This window comes from Actinoplanes sp. NPDC051346 (assembly GCF_040682215.1).
GTDB lineage: Bacteria > Actinomycetota > Actinomycetes > Mycobacteriales > Micromonosporaceae > Actinoplanes.
The window spans coordinates 186,366-204,470 of sequence record NZ_JBFBAJ010000013.1 but is presented as its reverse complement, the minus strand read 5'-3'; the positions used below and the strand labels follow the sequence as shown (position 1 = coordinate 204,470).

Genomic DNA, 18,105 nt, shown 5'->3' with positions numbered 1-18,105 from the left:
CCGAATGTATGCGGAGGGGTGCACCCGCGTGCGTTCGTGTCTGGGGTCGAGGTCCAGACTCTGGGCATGGAGTTCTTCTGCTATCACCGGGACAGGCGAGGTTCTTCGGCACTGCGCGAGGAGTTGCTGGAGGCACATTGGTCCTACATGGATCGGTATGCCGAAGCGATGATCGCCCGCGGTCCGACCTTCGCGGACGACGGTGATGCGGCGACCGGCAGTGTGCACATGGTCGACCTGCCTGATTCCGCTGCGGCGCGCACGTTCGCTTTTGACGAGCCCAACTACCAAGGCGGTGTATATCGGGACGTGCAGCTGCGCCGTTGGCGGAACTTGCTCGGTCGTACTATGTGGGACTTTTCTGGGGGCCGGGACGGCGGCAACCGTTATCTCGTGCTTGGTCTCGGCGTTGACCGGGACGGCGAGCTCGCTGTCCCGTCTGATCGGGACGAGCTGATCGCGTACGGGCCGTTGCTGTCCGACGACGGGGTCATCTGGATCGGTACGGCGGTGCTGCTGCGAGCGTCGGGCCCGAACCAGGCACTCGCGGTGCTGGATTCGAACCGGTATGCCGAGATCGAGGTGCATAGCTGGGCGTTCGGCGGACGGCGGTCATGAGTCGAGGATGGCTGTGAGCTTTCCCGTCAGGCTTGGAAGGCCGCGCCGCGAGACGGATGTAGCGGGGATGTCTGGCACTGCGCCGTCGCCCCGCATGGGTAACGGTGGATCACCGCGATCCGGCCAGGACGCACGCACAGCGGCAGATTCGGATGCTGTCGGGCTCGGGGCTGATCAATTCGGTATGAAGTTCCAGAGTTTCGGCAGGGCGCTGTCGCACAGCGCGCAGGTGAAGTCGCCATCGCGGACGATGTTGCGCTCGCCGCAGGCGGGGCACCGACGGAATACGAGCTTGGCGGTGAACTCTCCGGGATGGCGTACGCCCAGCAGGTCGAGCGCTACCCCCACGGCCGGCCAGCAGTCCGGATCGGGGCAGTATCCCGTCGACTGGTTGGTCACCTCGACAACACACCGCCCCGCTCCGTCCGGAGCGAACCTCAGCTCCCCGGCGGCGAGGACATCCTGACCGCTGGCGAGCGCGACATGTTCGCTGCGACGCGGCCCGAGCCGCAGCATGCCGTCGAGCGCGATGACGAACGTGAAGGGTTCGTTGCGTTCCTCGCGGCCCTGACTGCCGAGCCAGCCGTCGAGCGTGGCGGGCGCATCCAATACAACAGCATTCACTGCCACGGCCTCGTCGCGGAGATCAGCCGGACCGACGTAGCGGTACCACCTGGGCTGCACCACCGCGCGACGGTAGCGGCTGAGCGCCGAACTCGTCCATGCCATTTCCACGCCCTGCGTACAACCGCTACGGAGCGCCCGGACGGTGGTCCAAATGAGCGCACGTGAGCTGGTGGGACCGCGTCAATGTGGTCATGAGTTGCGCAGTCGCCGGGCTGAAGCGGTGAGGTCCTGGCGGTGTGGGACGACCGCACGCGAGCGCAGCATTGGTTGGTGACCGTTCACGATGGCGGCCGGCAGTCTGTCCGGTCGGTAGTTCTCGACGGCCGCCTGCGCCCGAGCTTTGTCCAGCCCTTGCCAGACGGCCGCGTTTTGCTGGTGGCAGCACGCCGGAGGCAGCGGCCTAACGCCGAAGTCTGGGACGTCGACGGGCGCTGTCATCATGCCGGATGGAACTGCGAAACACCCGCTCAACCAGCCGCGGACCCGATCTCCACATCATCATCGGCATTACCTGGTATCGCACCACCTGGCAAGCTGCTCGGCAATCCGAAACCGCTCTCCGCTAGCGTGTCGCTGCGTGATCTCCGCTCTCTCCGGTTTCGCGCTCATCGGGGCCATCGTGCTGGTCGGATGGGTCGTCGCCCGGTGGGGCGGGCTGCCGGAGAACGCGGAGGCGGTGCTCGGCCGGCTGGTCTACTCCGTGCTGACGCCGTGCCTGCTGTTCACCGTCGTAGCGGCGGCCGATCTCCCCGTTCTGCTCAGCGAGCCGTTGCTCGTCTCGGCCGTCGCGGCGTTTGTCTGCTTCGGGCTGTCCGTGCTGGTCACCGCTCGCCGCGACCGGGGCACCCAGATTGTCGGCGCCCTGGCGGCGGGCTACACGAACGCCAACTATGTCGGTATTCCGGTCGCCACCTATGTGCTGCACGACGCCGCCCTCGTCGTGCCGATCGTGATGCTGCAACTGCTTGTCGTTACCCCTGTCGCGCTTACTCTGCTCGAGATCGCCGCTACCGGCCGCACGTCGGTGCGGTCCACGGTGATGACGCCGCTGCGTAATCCGCTGATTGTCGCCGTTCTGCTCGGCCTGGTTGTCTGTGTGAGCGGCCTGCGGATACCGGCGGTGCTTGCCCAACCGGTCGCGACGATCGGCTCGGCGGCGGTGCCTGTGGTGCTGATCGCGTTCGGGATGTCGCTGCTGGGCCGGCGGGTTCTCGAGCCGGGCGCCGACCGGGTCGCCACGATCGCGGCTGTCGCGCTCAAGACCGTGGTCATGCCGGTGCTCGCGTTCGTTCTGGCCCTCGCGCTGGGACTGCGGCGTGACGCCACCTACGCGGTGGTCGTGCTGGCGGCCCTACCCACCGCTCAGAACATCTTTCTGTACGCGCAGCGCTTCCAGACCGGCCTGCTCCTGGTCCGCGACGCGATCTTCCTCTCCACGGTCGCCTCGGTGCCGGTGCTGCTCCTGATCGCGGTGCTCTTCACGCTGTGACCGCCCGGCCCGGCCACATCGGCTCGGTGGCGTGCTCCTCGGCCGCCCGGAGCACTCGCAGGACGTTGCGGCCGGCCAGCTTCTCCAGTTCCGGGGCGGTCCAGCCGCGCGTCGCGAGTTCGGCGAGCAGGCGGGGATAGCCCGAGACGTCCTCGAGCCCCACCGGGAGCCGGTCGCAGCCGTCGTAGTCGCCGCCGAGTCCGATGTGGTCGACTCCGGCCGCTTCGCGCAGGTGTTCGACGTGGTCGGCGACCTGGGCGACGGTGGCCTCGGGTCGGGGGTTCGCGGCCAGCCAGAGTCGGAACGCCGCGGGCGCTTCCGCAACGGTCGAATCCGGGATGTCTTCGCCCGGTCGGGGCGCGCGGGGCCAGGGTTCCGGTTCGGGCGGCAGGCCCAGCCGCCGGAGTTCCTCCTCCGCCGCCGCGGTCCAGGCGGCGACCTCCGCGGAGACGAACGCGGGCACGAACGTCGCCATGCACACGCCGCCGTTGGTGCGGAGCTTGCCCAGGACGTCGTCGGGGACGTTGCGGCGGTGGTCGGTCACGGCGCGGGCGGAGGAGTGGCTGAAGATCACCGGTGCGGTCGCGATGTCGAGGGCGGCGTGCATCGTCGTCACCGCGACGTGTGACAGGTCCACGAGCACGCCGATGCGCTGCATCTCGCCGACGATCGCGCGGCCTTCGGCGCTCAGCCCGCCGACGTGCCCGACGTCGGCGGCCGAGTCGGCCCAGGCGGTGTCGTGGTTGTGGGTCAGGGTCACATACCGCACTCCGAGGCGGGCGAAGACGCGCAGCACCCCCAGCGACGACGCCAGGCTGTGCCCGCCCTCGATGCCGAGGAGGGAGGCGATCCTGCCGGACCCGATCGCCGACTCCACGTCGGCCGCGGTGTACGCCATCGCGAGGTCCCGCGGGTACGCCGCGACGAGCCGGTACACGGCGTCGACCTGCTCCATCGTCGCCACCACCGCCTCGGGCTCGGGCAGATCCGACGGTACGTACACCGACCAGAACTGCCCGCCCACCCCGCCGGCGCGCAGCCGGGCGAGGTCCGTGTGGAATTCCGGGCGGTCCGCGGCGAGCCCGCTCACCCGGTAGCCGACCCGGGCGCGCAAGGCCATGGGCAGGTCGTTGTGCCCGTCGATCACGGGCATGGCCGCCAAGGCGGCGTCGACCTCGGTCATGGGTACCCCGCTCACTGTCTGATCGGTAATCGCCCGCGAAGCATATGACCGCGAAAAGCGGCGTTCGCGGCCATCTCCGCCCGCGGAATTCTCAAGTGTCGCCGTTCGGGTCGTTCGCAACCGGGCCGCACCTGGTCGGGACCGGTTCGCGCACCGCGCCGCCCGGATTGTTTCTCCCATGCCCGGCCGAGACGCGGCCGGACAACGCGGGGGAGAACACATTGCGTCGCTCGAAGTCGCTCAAGTCCGTCACCGCCCTGGCCGCCCTGTTCGCGGGCGCCGGCAGCGGCCTGGCCGCCGCCCCGGCCACCGCCGCCCCGGCCGGTAAGGACCTGCAGCTGGCCGCCACGGACGACACGTATGTGTCGAGCGGCCGCCAGAGCGCGAACTTCGGCGCCGAGGACAAGCTGGCCGTCGGCCACCTGGAGCGTGACTCCAAGATCGCTTTCCTGAAGTTCCTGGTCCCCGCCGGCGCGAAGGTGACCGGCGCCCGGCTGAAGCTGACGACGGTCGGCGACGTCGGCGGCCGCCTGAGCGTGAACCGGGTCGCGAACACGACCTGGTCCGAGGCGAAGCTGACCGCCCGCACCGCTCCCGCCCTGGGCGTCGTCGCCGGCACGGCGAAGCCCGCGGCTGACGCCGACGAGGTCACCATCGACCTCGGCAAGGCGGTCTCCGGGCCCGGCGCGTACACGTTCGCGATCCGGTCGTCGGGTGCCGTCACCCGCTTCCGTTCGACCGAGGCCAAGGACGGCCCGAAGCTGCTCGTCTCGCTCGCGGCGCCGTCCACGCCGGCCGCCCCGCCGGTCGCGCCGCCCGTCGCCGTGCCGAGCACGCCGCCGGTCGCTGTGCCGACGACGCCGCCGGTCGCCGTGCCGACCACGCCGCCGGTCGACGTGCCGGTCGCGCCGCCGGCGGAGGTGCCCGCCGACGTCACCACGCCGCCGGTTGCCCCGGTCGAGGAGGACATGCCGCCGCCCCCGCCGGCGACCGGTGACTGCGAGACCGGCAAGCTGCTCGTGCCCTCGTGTGGCGTTCTGTGGGGTGCCGCCGCGGGTGGTTTCACCGACGCGCCGCGTGACGCCGCGCTCAAGGACTGGGAGAAGCTCAGCGGTCGCACCGCGACCATCTTCCACACCTACCACAAGGGTGACGAGCCGTTCCCGACCAAGTCGGAGATGGCGATGGCCCGGGACGCCGCCGCGCCGCGGGTGCTGCTGCTGAACTGGAAGATCGCGTACGGTTCGACCTGGGCCAAGGTTGCCAAGGGTGAGCAGGACGCCCGCATCGACCGCTTCGCCGCCCGGATCAAGTCGTCCTTCCCGGAGAAGTTCTTCCTGGTGCTCAACCACGAGCCGGAGAACGACGTCATCGCGCGTAAGGGTTCGGGCTGGGAGGCCAAGGACTTCGCCGCCATGTACCGGCACACGATCGAGCGGCTGCGGGCCAAGGGTGTCGACAACGCGATCAACGTGATGGCGTACATGGGCAACGAGAAGTGGATGGCGCAGTCGTGGTGGGCCGACCTGTACCCCGGTGACGACGTCGTCGACTGGATGGGTCTGGACTCCTACGTCAGCGCGGAGAAGGGTTACTACCACTACGGCACGTTCGCTGACCTGCTGGACCGTAAGGCCCCGAACGGCCCGACCTTCTACGACTGGGCCACCACCAAGCACGCCAGCAAGCCGCTGATGGTCGCCGAGTGGGGCGTCTACCACCGCGTCGGCAAGATCACGGACAAGACGGCGGGCTACAAGAGCGTCCTGCCGGAGCTCGCCAAGCGCCCGAACATCAAGGCGATCGTGTACTTCGACACCAAGCACGACGACCAGGGTGACCGCGACATCAGCATCGACAGCACGAAGGCCAACCTGGCCGCGTTCCGCGCCCTGGCCGCTGACAAGATCTTCAACGTCAAGCTCGGCTGACACACCTACGACGACGAGCCGCCCGGCGCTACGCCGGGCGGCTCTTCGCGTTTCCCGGGAAGCTTATGTACGAGCGTACGCATCATGTGTACGCTCGTACGTATGTCTGTCGACCCGGACCGCCGCTCGATGCGGGAACGCATGCTCGCCGGCGACCTCTACCTCGCTGACGATCCGGAGCTCGCCGAGGAGAACCTGCGGGCCATGGAGGTGATGGACGCGTTCAACGCGACGCCCGCGCGTGAGCCCGAGCGGCGTCGCCGGCTGCTCACCGAGCTGCTGGGCGCCGTCGGGGACGGGGTGGAGATCAGGCCGCCCCTGCGGGTGGACTACGGCAGCCGGATCCGCGTCGGCGCCCGCACCTTCGCCAACTTCGGCCTGATCGCGTTGGACGTCGCGCCGATCACCATCGGCGAGGACGTGCAGCTCGGCACCAACGTGCAGCTGCTCACCCCGACCCACCCCGTCGATCCCGAGCCGCGCCGGGCCAAGTGGGAGGCGGCCCGGCCGATCGTCATCGGCGACAACGTGTGGCTCGGCAGCGGCGTCATCGTGCTGCCCGGCATCACGATCGGGGAGAACACGGTGGTCGGCGCCGGGTCGATCGTCACCCGCGACCTGCCGGCGAATGTGGTCGCCGTCGGCAATCCCGCCCGCGTCACGCGCACCATCGGCGGCGCCGAATGAGCGAGGCCACCGACCCGGCGTCCGCCCCGCGCCGGCCGCGTCGGCACGATGCCCCGGGCCAGGATGCCCCGGGCCAGGATGCCCCCCGCCGGGCGCGTCGGCACGATCCCGGTCGGCGGGACCGCCTGATCGGCGCGGCCCTGACGGTCATCGCCGAGCGCGGGGTGGCCGGCACCACGCACCGCGAGATCGCCCGCGTCGCCGACGTTCCCCTCGGCTCGATGACCTACCACTTCGCCGGGATCGACGAGGTCCTCGTGGAGGCGTTCACCCGGCACGCCGAGGCGGTCGCCCAGGTTTTCGACCGGCGGCTGACCGCCGCGGCGGACCGGGACGCCGCGACCGAGGCCGTGATCGCGCTGGTGTGCGACGACCTCTTCGGCTCGCAGGACGACCTGGTCCTGACCGTGGAGCTGTACGTGGCGGCGGCGCGCAACCCTGCCCTGCGCACCGTCACGCAGGCCTGGATGCAGCGCAGCCGTCAGGCCCTGGAACGCCACTTCGACCCCACCACGGCCCGCGAGCTCGACGCCCTCATCGAGGGTCTGACCCTGCACAGCGCGCTGTCGACCGATCCCATGACCGCGTCGCAGATCCGCCACGCCGTCGAGCGATTCCTGCGCTGAGCCGGACCCACCCTTCCACCGCTCTGGAGTCTCCCCGTGTCCGTCTCCGCCAGCCCATCCGCACCGAGCCGGCGGGCGCGCCGCGCCCGCGCCGCCGTCGCCGCCGTGTTCCTCACCAACGGCGCGCTGTTCGCCAACGTCATCCCGCGCTACCCCCAGATCAAGGCCGACCTCGGCGTCAGCAACGCGCTGCTCGGCGCGGCCCTGGCCGCGTTCCCGCTGGGCGCGCTGCTCGCCGGGTTGTTCGCCGCCGCCGCGATCCGCCGGCTGGGCTCCGCCCGGGTGGCGGCGGGAGGCATCGTGGCGGTGGCCGTCACGACCCTCGCGATCCCGCTCGCCGCCCACTGGATCGTCCTCGCCGCCGTCCTGGCCGTGATCGGCGCCCTCGACGCGATCGTCGACGTGGCCCAGAACGCGCACGGCCTGCGCGTGCAACGCCTCTACCGGCGCTCCATCGTCAACTCGTTCCACGGCGTCTGGAGCATCGGCGCCGTACTCGGCGGCCTCATGGGTTCCGCCGCCGCCGGCCTCGACGTTCCGCTGGCCGTGCACCTGGCCGTCTCCGCCGCCCTGTTCAGCCTGGTCGCGCTGGGCGCTCTCCGGTTCCTGCTGCCCGGCGCGGAGGACGCCGAGCGCGCGACGCGGGCCCAGGATCTCGCCGCCGCCAGCGGTGACCACCCGGCCGCGCCGCCCGCCCGCCACGGCGGCACGCGCACCGTCGCCGGCCACGCGGTTCGGATGCTGGCCGCGCTCGGCGTGCTCGCCGCCTGCGGCGCCCTGGTGGAGGACGCCGGCGCGTCCTGGGGCGCCCTCTACCTCAGCGGCGATCTGCGCACCGGCGCCGCCACGGCGGGCCTGGCCTTCGTCGCACTGCAGGTCGCCATGACGATCGGCCGGCTCACCGGCGACCGCGTCGTCGACCGGTTCGGGCAACGGACCGTCGTCCGCGCCGGCGGGGTGCTCACGGGCGTGGGGATGGGCGCGGCCCTCGCCCTGCCCACCCTGCCGACCGCACTCGCGGGTTTCGCCCTCGCCGGCCTCGGCGTCGCCACCCTCGTGCCCGCCGCCATGCACACCGCCGACGAGCTTCCCGGCCTGGCACCCGGCACCGGTCTCACCGTCGTGAGCTGGCTGCTGCGCGGCGGCTTCCTGCTCTCACCCCCGCTGGTCGGGGCCGTCGCCGACCTCACCAGCCTGCGGGCCGGCCTGCTCAGCGTGGTCGTCGCCGGCACCCTCACGGCCATCCTCGCCCGCGTGCTGGCCCCGGGCGCCGCGACCAGGCCGCCGCCCGGTCACGAAGACCGGGGCGCGCCGGCCGGTCCGGCGCCCGGTCACGAAGACCGGGGCGCGCCGGCCGGTCCGGCGCCCGGTCACGAAGACCGGGGCGCGCCGGCCAGGCAGGCACCCGATCACGAAGACCGGGGCGCGCCGGCCAGGCCGGCACCCGGGCCCGGGCCCGGAGAGCCGGACGGAGCGGCCACGCCAGCACCCGTCAGCCCGGGCCGGCCGGGGTCCGGGCCTGGAGACCGTCCATGAGCAGGTCCAACAGCCGGCCGGCCTGCTCCCGCCGCTCCGCCCCGGCCGTGGCCAGCGTCACCCCGCTCAACCCGGTCAGCACGTCCAGCACCGGCACGTCACCGCGCACCGTCCCCGCCGCCACCCCGGCCTCGATCAGCGCGGTCAGCGCGGCCAGCAACCGGTCGCGGCTGTGGGCGTACGGGTCGCCACCGGACGCGATCACCGCTCGCAGCGCGTCCGCCATGCCCCGCTTGGTCGTCATGTAGTCGACGAAGCGGTCCATCCAGGCACGCAACGCCGCGGCCGGCTCGTGACCGCCCAGCAGCTCGGGCGCCGCCGCGCAGAGCCGGTCCAACTCGGTGCGGTACGCCGCCTCCACCAGCGCTTCCCGGGTGGGGAAGTGCCGGTACAGCGTGCCGACGCCCACTCCCGCTGCCCGCGCGATCGTCTCGACGCCGACGTCCGGCCCGGCGGTCGAGAACGCCTGACCGCGGCCGCGAGCAGCCGTTCGCGGTTGCGCCGGGCGTCGGCGCGCAGCGGGCGGGAAGTCATGACCGACAGCGTCGCATACGCCAATCGCGGGCGGCGGCACCGGCGATTCTCTCAAGTCCGTCCCCTGGCGCCCGATCTCAAGGCTCGTCAGGGGTCCGAAGTCCGTGAGAGGGAGGGGCGTGCGATGGTCGGCAGCCGCCGCCCGCGAGTGCTGATCGCACTCGTCGCGCTCCTCTGCGTCGTCTTCGTGGTGATCATGGTCGCCGGCGGATCCGCGGGCCCGTTCGTCTCGGACGTCGGCACGGTGGTCATCGTGGCCCTCGCCGCGATCGCCTCTCTCGTCCGTGCCCGCGCGCGCCGTGGCCGCCTTCGCGTCGCCTGGACGGGCATCGGCCTGGGCTCGGTGGCGTACACGTTCGGTGAGGGCACCTGGACCTGGATCGAGACGGTACGCGGCGAAGAGGTGCCCTTCCCCGGCGTGGCCGACATCGGCTACCTCGGCATGGTGCCGATCCTCACGATCGCGCTGTTCCTCGTCCCGACGCCCCGGCAGTCGGCGGCCAATCGGATCCGCGGCTTCGTCGACGTCGCGATGATCGCCTGTTCGCTGCTGCTGGTGAGTTGGATCCTCGTGCTCGACCCACTGGTCAGCGCCGGCGCGTCCGCCACCGCTCTCGCCCTCGGCGTCTCGCTCGGCTACCCGCTCAGCGGCGTCGTCCTGGTGACCGTGGTGTTGCACATGCTCGCCGTGCTGCACCGGGACAGTCCGGACGTCGCACCGCTGACCCTCGTCGGCGTGGCCATGATCGTTATCGGCGCCGGCGACAGCGCGTACACCTACGCCGAGTTGCACAATGCCTACCAGTCCGGCGATCTCATGGACGCGAGCTGGTTCGTCGGCTTCGCGCTGGTGTTCCTGGCCGCCCGCCTCCCCGGCAAGACGGTGACCAGGACCACGCCGGACGCCGCGCCCGGTCAGGCCGAGCCGCGGGCTTTCGCCATGCTGGTCCCGTACGTGGCGGTGGTCGCCGCCCTGATCTGCTGCACCTTCTCGTACGTGATGACCGGCGACATCGACCCCCTCGTCTCCTGGGGCCGCTCGGCGCTGATCCTGCTGATCGTCTGCCGTCAGCTGCTCACCCTCCTGGAGAACCGGCACCTGACCCGTCACCTGGAAGCGCGCGTTCTCGAGCGCACCGCCGAGCTTCAGGCGAGCGAGCAACGTTTCCGCGCCCTGGTGCAGCAGAGCTCCGAGTCGGTCGCGGTCATCGACGCCGACTCGACGATCCGCTACCAGAGCGAGTCGGTGGAACGCATCTTCGGCTGGCCCGCGCAGGTGCTGCTCGGCCACCGCCTGACCGAGGTGTCCGGGCGCAAGTCCGGGCTGCGCATCGCGGCCGCGATCGAGTCGGTCATCGCCGGCCCGGAGTCGGTCACGGTCATCGAGGTGCCGATGCGCCACCAGGACGGCCGGATCCGGCTCGCCGAGATGACCATCACGAACCTGCTCGACGATCCCGCGGTGGGTGGCCTCGTGCTCAACACCCGCGACGTGCACGACGCCAAGGAGCTGCAGGAACAGCTCATGTACGAGGCGTACCACGACAGCCTGACCGGGCTGCCCAGCCGGGCGCTGTTCCGCGAGCGGCTGGTCGAGGCGATCGCGCGGTGCGCCGGCCGGGACGAGGCCGCGATCCTCTTCCTCGACCTGGACGGCTTCAAGGAGGTCAACGACAGCCTCGGCCACGCCGCGGGTGACGCCCTTCTCGTGCAGGTCGCCGCGCGGCTGCGGGCCGCGGTCCGCGAGGAGGACACGGTCGCCCGCTTCGGCGGCGACGAGTTCGGCGTGATCGTCGAGTCGCTCGCCGCCCGGGCCGACGCGGAGGCGGTCGCCGGGCGCATCACCGCGGCCCTGGAGGCGCCCTTCGAGGTCGGCGAGCGGGAGCTGCACGTCGCGGTGAGCATCGGGCTGGCCTGTGCCGCGGACGCCGACGACGTCGAACAGTTGCAGCGCAACGCCGACCTGGCCATGTACCGCGCCAAGTCCGGCGGCGGCCGCCGGCTGGCCGCCTACGACCCCGCGATGCTCGCCGGCCTGGTCGAGCGGCTGGAGCTGGAGGCGGACCTGCGCGTCGCACTCGCCCGTGACGAGCTGGCGCTGCACTACCAGCCGACCGTCGACCTGCGCACGGGAGAGATCACCGGCTTCGAGGCGCTGGTCCGCTGGCATCACCCCACCCGCGGCATGGTTTCGCCGCTGGACTTCATCGGTACGGCCGAGGCCACCGGCCTCATCGTCCCCCTCGGTCGGTGGGTGCTCACGGAGGCCTGCCGGCAGGCGGTCGCCTGGGGTGCGGGCACCACGCGTTCGCTGAAGATGGCGGTCAACGTCTCGGTGCGGCAGTTCGAGCACGGTGAGCTCGCCACCATGGTGGCGCAGGTCCTGGCCGAGACCGGCATGCCGGTCGACCAGCTGTGCCTGGAGATGACCGAGAGCGTGCTGCTCACCGACACCGACGAGAACCTCGCCCAGCTGCATCGCCTCAAGGAGCTCGGCGTCACCCTGGCCATGGACGACTTCGGTACGGGCTACTCCTCGCTGGCGTACCTGCGCCGCTTCCCCATGGACACCCTGAAGATCGACCGCTCGTTCGTGGACCGCCTCGGCGGCGAGCACGAGGACGAGGCCCTGGTCAGCACGATCGTGCGGCTGGGCCGGAGCCTCGGGATGACCACGGTGGCCGAGGGCATCGAGGACTCGGTGCAGCTGGAGTTCCTGCGCGGGCTGCGGTGCGACTACGCGCAGGGTTACTACCTGTCGCGCCCGCTGCCCGCCGCCGAGGCGGGCCGGGTCCTGGTGAACGGACTCGCCAACCCGATCGGCGAGCCGGTGCCGTCGACGCGCTGAGGTTCGTCGGCGAGCCGGTGCCGTAACGCGAGTTGCAGCCGCAGCCGGGTGTCCGGGTCGTCGAGCGCGGCGCCGAACACCTGACGGATCTTGCGCATCCGGTATCGCACCGTCTGCGGATGGGCGTGCAGCGCCGTGGCCGCCGCCACGACCTGGCCCTGCTCGCGCAGCCAGGCGTGCAGCGTCTCCAGCTCGGGCTCCCGCAGGCTGTCGGCGCCGGCCAGCTCCCGGGCGGCGAGCCGGTCCATGAGGCCGGGTTCCCAGCCGGTGACGAGTTCGAGCAGCCGGTCGTCGCAGCGGATGAGCCCGTCGCCGGGCAGGATCCGCAGGGCCCGCCGCGAGATTCGGTACGACAGCCGCGCCGAGTCGAGCGCCACCACCGGCCCGAGCGCCGCCCGCCGTCCCGTCAGCACCGCCGCGAGGTGCGCGAGCCGCCCGGCGGTGGCGGGAGCCGGCACGACCATGCGGGTGGCGTCGTCGATGACCGTGGCGATCACCCCGTTGCCCGCCGTCCGCGCGAGGTGCTCGGCGTCCGTACTGTCGACGCTCACGACCGCGACCGTCGCCGGCAGCGGCCAGCGCGCGGCGTCCGCGGCCGCCTGCAGCGCCGCGTCGCCCGGCGGATCGGGCTGCACCAGCAGGGTGATCAGCCGGCGCCGGATGGTGTCCCAGTCGCGCGAGTTCTTCTGCTGCTCGTCGAGGTAGCCCTCGACCGCCGCGCCCGCCAACTCGTCGACGTACCCGAACAGCGCCGAGGCCAGGGCGTAGAGGGCGGCGGGCGGCAGGTCCTGCGCGACGAGGAAGGCCCAGAGATCGCGGCCGCCGGCGGTCAGGATGCTCCGCAGCGCGTCGACGCGGTGGCCCTCGCGGAATTCCGTGCGGCCCAGCTGGGTGAACACCGCCCGGTAGGGGCTCAGGTCGGGTGAGGTCGACGCCGCGGCTTCCACGAAGGCGTCCACCGCGGTCTCCACCCCGAGGACGAGGCCGCGGCCCTGCCCGCCGGCCAGCGACCGGCCCTGAGCACTCATCACCGTTCGTGCCGTGTCCAGGACCCGTTGATGCAGCAGCGGCTTGAGCGCCCGCAACCGGGCGGCCACGCCGTCGGGCAGATCCTCGAACATTTGTCACCTCGGTGATAAGAGCACGGCCTTTTTATGCGCCACGGATGCATCATCTTGCCATCTGGGTTCGTACGGTAAGAACCATGAACGCGGATGTGATCGTGGTGGGCGCGGGCCTGGCCGGGCTGGTGGCCACCGCCGAGCTGGCGGACGCCGGCCGTCGGGTGCTGCTGCTCGACCAGGAACCCGAACAGAGCCTCGGCGGCCAGGCCTTCTGGTCCTTTGGCGGTTTGTTCCTCGTCGGCTCCCCGGAGCAGCGGCGCATGGGCGTCCGCGACAGCGAGGAGCTGGCCTGGCAGGACTGGCTCGGCAGCGCCGGCTTCGACCGCCCGGAGGATCACTGGCCCCGGCAGTGGGCGCGGGCCTATGTCAACTTCGCCGCCGGCGAGAAACGGCCGTGGCTGCGCGCCATGGGCCACCGGCTGTTCCCGGTGGTGGGCTGGGCGGAGCGCGGCGGCGCGGCCGCCGACGGCCACGGCAACTCGGTGCCGCGGTTCCACATCACCTGGGGGACCGGTCCGGGTGTGATCGAACCCTTCGAGCGACGGGTACGCGACGCCGCCGCGCGCGGCCTGGTCACCTTCGCCTTCCGGCACCGCGTCGACGCCCTGGTCACCTCGGCCGGGGCGGTCACCGGCGTGCGCGGGCGCGTCCTGGAGCCCAGCGACGTCGTGCGCGGCGCCAGCAGCTCCCGCACCGAGATCGCCGATTTCGAGTACGCCGCCCAGGCGGTGATCGTCACCTCCGGCGGCATCGGCGGCGACCACGACCTCGTCCGCAAGGCCTGGCCGGCCCGGCTCGGCACGGCGCCGAAGCGGATGGTGTCCGGCGTGCCGGCGCACGTGGACGGGCGCATGCTCGGCATCACCGAGGCCGCGGGCGCCCAGATCATCAACCCGGACCGGATGTGGCACTACACGGAGGGCCTGCGCAACTGGGATCCGATCTGGCCCGGGCACGGCATCCGCATCCTGCCGGGACCGTCGTCGCTGTGGCTCGACGCGACGGGCCGGCGCCTGCCCGCGCCCCTGTTCCCGGGCTTCGACACGCTCGGCACGCTCAAGCACCTGATGGGGACCGGCCACGGTTACAGCTGGTTCATCCTGACCCAGAAGATCATCGAGAAGGAGTTCGCGCTCTCCGGCTCGGAGCAGAACCCGGACCTGACCGGCCGCAGCATCCGTCAGGTCCTGAGCCGCGTCCGCCCGGGCGCCACCCCGCCGGTCGAGGCCTTCAAGCAGCACGGCGAGGACTTCGTCGTCGCCCGCGACCTGCCGGACCTCGTCGAAGGCATGAACAAGCTGGCCGCCGCCGAGGACGGCCCGGCGCTCGACCTCGACGACATCCGCCGCACGATCGAGGCCCGCGACCGCGAGATCGCCCACCCGTTCAGCAAGGACGCCCAGGTGACCGCCATCCACGGCGCCCGCCGCTACCGTGGCGACCGGCTGATCCGGGTGGCGACCCCGCACCGCCTGCTCGACCCGGCGGCGGGCCCCCTGATCGCGGTCCGGCTCAACATCCTCACCCGCAAGACCCTCGGCGGCCTGCACACCGACCTCGACGCCCGCGTCCTGCGCGCGGACGGCAACCCCCTGCCCGGCGTGTACGCGGCGGGCGAGGCGGCCGGCTTCGGCGGCGGCGGCATGCACGGCTACAACTCGCTCGAGGGCACCTTCCTCGGCGGCTGCATCTTCTCGGGCCGCACCGCCGGCCGCGCCGCCGCCAAGGCGGTGAGCTAGTCGAGGGCAGCCCGAGTGCGGACACCTCAGCGTGTCGCACTCGGGCGCCTGTCTCGGCGTGCCGGCGGTCGGGCTAGTTCACGGTGGCGCCGACCCAGAGGCTGCCGTTGCTCGGGTGGTAACCGACGACGTCGGCGCGGTAGTCGCCGGCGTAGTTACCCGCGACGAAGCTCCACCCTCCCGGCGGGCTTACGGTGGCGTATTGGCTGAACGAGAACGCCGAGCCGGTGTTCGTTCCTTCCCACAGGCTGCCGTTGCTGGGGTGATATCCGACGATGTCGCTGCGGGAATCGCCGGCGAAATCGCCCGCGACGAAGCTCCAGCCACCCGGCGGGCTCACGGTCGCATAGCGCGCGAACGAGAATGCCGAGCCGGTGTTCGTTCCCACCCATACGCTGCCGTTGCTCGGGTGATATCCGGCGACGTCGGCGCGGTAGTCACCCGAGAAGTTGCCGGCGACGAAGCTCCAGCCTCCGGGCGGGCTCACGGTGGCGTATTGGCTGAAGGAGAACGCTGAGCCGGTGTTCGTTCCTTGCCACAGGCTGCCGTTGCTGGGGTGGTATCCGACGATGTCGGCGCGGGAGTCGCCGGCGAAATCGCCCGCGACGAAGCTCCAGCCTCCGGGCGGGCTCACGGTGGCGTATTGGCTGAAGGAGAACGCTGAGCCGGTGTTCGTTCCCACCCATACGCTGCCATTGCTCGGGTGATATCCGACGATGTCGGCGCGGTAGTCACCCGAGAAGTTGCCGGCGACGAAGCTCCAGCCTCCGGGCGGGCTCACGGTGGCATAGCGCGCGAAGGAGAATGCCGAGCCGGTGTTCGTTCCCACCCATACGCTGCCGTTGCTGGGGTGGTAACCGACGACGTCGGACCGGGAGTCACCCGAGAAGTTGCCGGCGACGAAGCTCCAGCCCGAGGGCGGGCTCACCGTGGCATACCGTGCGAACGAGAACCCGGCGGCGATTTCCGCGGCTCCGGACTCCGACTCCACGGACACGGCCGGCGAGCCGCCCGGCGTCCTCGCGGTGCCGGCCTCGGCCGCGCCGGACCAGGCGAGTACGCCCAGGAACGCGGCCAGCCAGACGGCCGAACCCCGGACGAGATGGTTGCGCATGAAGAACCCCCTCCATGTCGGTCCTGACGAATCGTGAGTTCGTCCAAAGACATTCAAGCCGACCAATGTTAATTTGCTTGGGTGGCTTGCTGTCATCGTTATTGCCCCGCGAATGTGACCGAATTGTTTTTCGCCTTCGTGAAATCAATTCCGTGACATGTGCGAACACCGGCCAGGTCGCCGCGCCGGCCGGGTCGGTGGGCGGCGGACCCTCGGCGGCGGCTCCGCCTGACGGTCGCCGGGGTAGGCCCACGGCGTCCCCGTGACCCGTTTCGCCGGTCATGATTCACGGCGGGGGGCGGCGATCCGTGCCACGATGGCACGGATAGTTCGGTTCAGGCGGGAGTCAAAAGCAATGAGCGACCACGTTTCCGACAGCGCCGAATGGCAGGCCGTGCAGGGTCATGCCGAGAAGATCGCGGGCGTGCACCTGCGCGAGCTGTTCGACAGCGATCCACGGCGCGGCGAGCGGCTCACCGCCCAGGTCGCCGACCTCTTCGTCGACTACAGCAAGAACCTGGTCACCGACGAGGTGATGGGCGCGCTGATCGCGCTGGCGGAGCAGGCCGGGTTGCGGGAGCGCACCGCGGCGATGTTCGCCGGCGAGCACATCAACGTGACCGAGGACCGCGCGGTGCTGCACACCGCCCTGCGGCTGCCGCGTGACGCCACCCTGGTCGTCGACGGCCAGGACGTCGTGCGCGACGTGCACGAGGTCCTCGACCGCATGGGGGCGTTCAGCGACAAGGTTCGCTCCGGTGAGTGGAAGGGCGCCACCGGCGAGCGCATCAGGACCGTCGTCAACATCGGCATCGGCGGCTCCGACCTCGGCCCGGTCATGGCGTACGAAGCGCTCAAGGCCTACGCGGACCCCGGCGTCGAGTGCCGTTTCGTGTCCAACATCGACCCCACCGACCTGCACGAGAAGACCCGTGGCCTGGACCCCGCCAGCACCCTGTTCGTCGTGGTCTCCAAGACCTTCGGCACCCAGGAGACGCTGACCAACGCCACCGAGGCCCGCAACTGGCTGCTGGCCGGGCTCGGCGGCGACCAGAGCGCGGTCGCCAAGCACTTCGTCGCGGTGAGCACCAACGCCGGGCGGGTCGCGGACTTCGGCATCGACACCGAGAACATGTTCGGCTTCTGGGACTGGGTCGGCGGGCGCTACTCGCTGCCCTCGGCGGTGGGCCTCTCGGTCATGATCGCCGTCGGCAAGGAGCAGTTCGCCGAGCTGCTCGCCGGCTACCACGCCGTCGACCAGCACTTCCTCACCACGCCGCTGGAGCGCAACGTGCCGGCCCTGCTGGGCCTGCTCAACGTCTGGTACGACACGTTCCTCGGCGCGCAGTCGCACGCCGTGCTGCCGTACTCGCAGTATCTGCACCGGTTCGCGGCGTACCTCCAGCAGCTCACCATGGAAAGCAACGGCAAGCAGGTGCGGCTGGACGGTTCCGCGACGGGCTACCAGACCGGCGAGGTGTTCTGGGGCGAGCCCGGCACCAACGGCCAGCACGCGTTCTACCAGCTGATCCACCAGGGCACCAAGCTCATCCCGGCCGACTTCATCGGCTTCAGCGTGCCCAACCACGACACCGGGGTCATGCACGACCTGTTCATGTCGAACTTCTTCGCCCAGACCGGGGCGCTGGCGTTCGGGCGTACGGCGGAGCAGATCGAGGCGGAGGGGGTGGCGCCCGCGATCGTGCCGCACAAGGTCATGGCGGGCAACCACCCGACGACGACCATCCTGGCCGAGAAGCTGACCCCGTCGACGCTGGGCCAGCTCATCGCCCTGTACGAGCACATCACCTTCACCCAGGGCACCATCTGGCAGGTCAACTCCTTCGACCAGTGGGGCGTCGAGCTCGGCAAGGTCATGGCCAACCAGCTGGCCCCGCTGCTGACCGCGGACACGGCACCGGAGGCCGCGAACGACTCGTCCACCGACGCGCTGATCGCCCGGTACCGCTCGCAGCGCGGCCGCTGACCCGCCCGTAGGGCGGCCCGTTGTCGGAGGGTCGCCCTACGCTGCACCTTGTGAACCTGACG

14 protein-coding genes are annotated in these 18,105 nt (G+C 71.2%); 9 read left to right on the top strand and 5 right to left on the bottom strand.

The window, feature by feature from the left end; all coding sequences use genetic code 11:
• Positions 1 to 66: 66 nt before the first annotated feature.
• Positions 67 to 618, top strand: a complete 552-nt coding sequence (locus AB0M36_RS29245) for a YciI family protein (protein ID WP_364163688.1) — start codon at positions 67 to 69, stop codon at positions 616 to 618.
• Positions 619 to 792: 174 nt separating this feature from the next.
• Here AB0M36_RS29245 and AB0M36_RS29240 read toward each other — a convergent pair whose 3' ends face one another.
• Entirely contained in the window at positions 793 to 1,305 is a 513-nt protein-coding gene (locus AB0M36_RS29240; RefSeq protein ID WP_364163685.1) for a hypothetical protein, read from the bottom strand.
• Positions 1,306 to 1,822: 517 nt separating this feature from the next.
• On the opposite strand from AB0M36_RS29240, the gene AB0M36_RS29235 reads away from it, so the two are divergent.
• The gene (locus AB0M36_RS29235) at positions 1,823 to 2,734 is read left to right on the top strand and encodes an AEC family transporter (protein WP_364163682.1); all 912 of its coding nucleotides are present in this window, start codon (positions 1,823 to 1,825) and stop codon (positions 2,732 to 2,734) included.
• Here AB0M36_RS29235 and AB0M36_RS29230 read toward each other — a convergent pair.
• A complete protein-coding gene (locus AB0M36_RS29230) occupies positions 2,724 to 3,932 on the bottom strand; it encodes a dipeptidase (RefSeq protein ID WP_364163680.1) in 1,209 nt (402 codons plus the stop codon). The two genes, AB0M36_RS29235 and AB0M36_RS29230, sit on opposite strands and share 11 nt — an antisense overlap.
• 206 nt (positions 3,933 to 4,138) lie before the next feature.
• Between AB0M36_RS29230 and AB0M36_RS29225 the strand changes: the two genes are divergently transcribed.
• The 4 genes from AB0M36_RS29225 to AB0M36_RS29210 all read left to right on the top strand — a co-directional run bounded on the left by AB0M36_RS29225 (position 4,139) and on the right by AB0M36_RS29210 (position 8,697).
• Positions 4,139 to 5,848: a DNRLRE domain-containing protein gene (locus AB0M36_RS29225; protein ID WP_364163677.1), complete on the top strand. Its 1,710-nt coding sequence runs from the start codon at positions 4,139 to 4,141 to the stop codon at positions 5,846 to 5,848.
• A 102-nt stretch (positions 5,849 to 5,950) separates the two neighbouring features.
• Positions 5,951 to 6,535: a sugar O-acetyltransferase gene (locus AB0M36_RS29220; protein ID WP_364163675.1), complete on the top strand. Its 585-nt coding sequence runs from the start codon at positions 5,951 to 5,953 to the stop codon at positions 6,533 to 6,535.
• Positions 6,532 to 7,161, top strand: coding sequence for a TetR family transcriptional regulator (locus AB0M36_RS29215; RefSeq protein ID WP_364163672.1), 630 nt, complete (start codon positions 6,532 to 6,534; stop codon positions 7,159 to 7,161). Before AB0M36_RS29220 ends, AB0M36_RS29215 begins: the two co-directional genes overlap by 4 nt.
• Before the next feature lie 36 nt (positions 7,162 to 7,197).
• Positions 7,198 to 8,697 (top strand): MFS transporter, encoded by a 1,500-nt coding sequence (locus AB0M36_RS29210; RefSeq protein WP_364163670.1) that lies wholly within the window; start codon positions 7,198 to 7,200, stop codon positions 8,695 to 8,697.
• On the opposite strand, the gene AB0M36_RS29205 is transcribed toward AB0M36_RS29210, so the two are convergent.
• Positions 8,654 to 9,106, bottom strand: a complete 453-nt coding sequence (locus AB0M36_RS29205; RefSeq protein ID WP_364163667.1) for a TetR/AcrR family transcriptional regulator — start codon at positions 9,104 to 9,106, stop codon at positions 8,654 to 8,656. The genes AB0M36_RS29210 and AB0M36_RS29205 overlap by 44 nt on opposite strands.
• A gap of 249 nt (positions 9,107 to 9,355) precedes the next feature.
• Here AB0M36_RS29205 and AB0M36_RS29200 point away from each other — a divergent pair, with 249 nt between their 5' ends.
• Positions 9,356 to 12,079 carry an EAL domain-containing protein gene (locus AB0M36_RS29200; RefSeq protein WP_364163664.1) on the top strand — a complete coding sequence of 908 codons (2,724 nt, stop codon included), beginning with the start codon at positions 9,356 to 9,358 and terminating at the stop codon, positions 12,077 to 12,079.
• Here AB0M36_RS29200 and AB0M36_RS29195 read toward each other — a convergent pair.
• The gene (locus AB0M36_RS29195; RefSeq protein WP_364163662.1) at positions 11,983 to 13,200 is read right to left on the bottom strand and encodes a helix-turn-helix domain-containing protein; all 1,218 of its coding nucleotides are present in this window, start codon (positions 13,198 to 13,200) and stop codon (positions 11,983 to 11,985) included. The two genes, AB0M36_RS29200 and AB0M36_RS29195, sit on opposite strands and share 97 nt — an antisense overlap.
• An 83-nt stretch (positions 13,201 to 13,283) precedes the next feature.
• On the opposite strand from AB0M36_RS29195, the gene AB0M36_RS29190 reads away from it, so the two are divergent.
• A complete protein-coding gene (locus tag AB0M36_RS29190) occupies positions 13,284 to 14,942 on the top strand; it encodes an FAD-binding dehydrogenase (RefSeq protein ID WP_364163659.1) in 1,659 nt (552 codons plus the stop codon).
• A 73-nt stretch (positions 14,943 to 15,015) separates the two neighbouring features.
• On the opposite strand, the gene AB0M36_RS29185 is transcribed toward AB0M36_RS29190, so the two are convergent.
• The gene (locus AB0M36_RS29185; protein WP_364163656.1) at positions 15,016 to 16,056 is read right to left on the bottom strand and encodes a VCBS repeat-containing protein; all 1,041 of its coding nucleotides are present in this window, start codon (positions 16,054 to 16,056) and stop codon (positions 15,016 to 15,018) included.
• A 355-nt stretch (positions 16,057 to 16,411) separates the two neighbouring features.
• Between AB0M36_RS29185 and pgi the strand changes: the two genes are divergently transcribed.
• A complete protein-coding gene (pgi, locus tag AB0M36_RS29180; RefSeq protein WP_364163653.1) occupies positions 16,412 to 18,043 on the top strand; it encodes a glucose-6-phosphate isomerase in 1,632 nt (543 codons plus the stop codon).
• The last annotated feature ends 62 nt before the right edge of the window (positions 18,044 to 18,105 follow it).

What these genes read in the sequence shown, in the direction of transcription:
- AB0M36_RS29185 (WP_364163656.1), bottom strand. Translation starts at nt 16,056, where the DNA reads ATGCGCAACCATCTCGTCCGGGGTTCGGCCGTCTGGCTGGCCGCGTTC.
- AB0M36_RS29215 (WP_364163672.1), top strand. Translation starts at nt 6,532, where the DNA reads ATGAGCGAGGCCACCGACCCGGCGTCCGCCCCGCGCCGGCCGCGTCGG.
- AB0M36_RS29245 (WP_364163688.1), top strand. Translation starts at nt 67, where the DNA reads ATGGAGTTCTTCTGCTATCACCGGGACAGGCGAGGTTCTTCGGCACTG.
- AB0M36_RS29190 (WP_364163659.1), top strand. Translation starts at nt 13,284, where the DNA reads ATGAACGCGGATGTGATCGTGGTGGGCGCGGGCCTGGCCGGGCTGGTG.
- AB0M36_RS29195 (WP_364163662.1), bottom strand. Translation starts at nt 13,200, where the DNA reads ATGTTCGAGGATCTGCCCGACGGCGTGGCCGCCCGGTTGCGGGCGCTC.
- AB0M36_RS29220 (WP_364163675.1), top strand. Translation starts at nt 5,951, where the DNA reads ATGTCTGTCGACCCGGACCGCCGCTCGATGCGGGAACGCATGCTCGCC.
- pgi (WP_364163653.1), top strand. Translation starts at nt 16,412, where the DNA reads ATGAGCGACCACGTTTCCGACAGCGCCGAATGGCAGGCCGTGCAGGGT.
- AB0M36_RS29200 (WP_364163664.1), top strand. Translation starts at nt 9,356, where the DNA reads ATGGTCGGCAGCCGCCGCCCGCGAGTGCTGATCGCACTCGTCGCGCTC.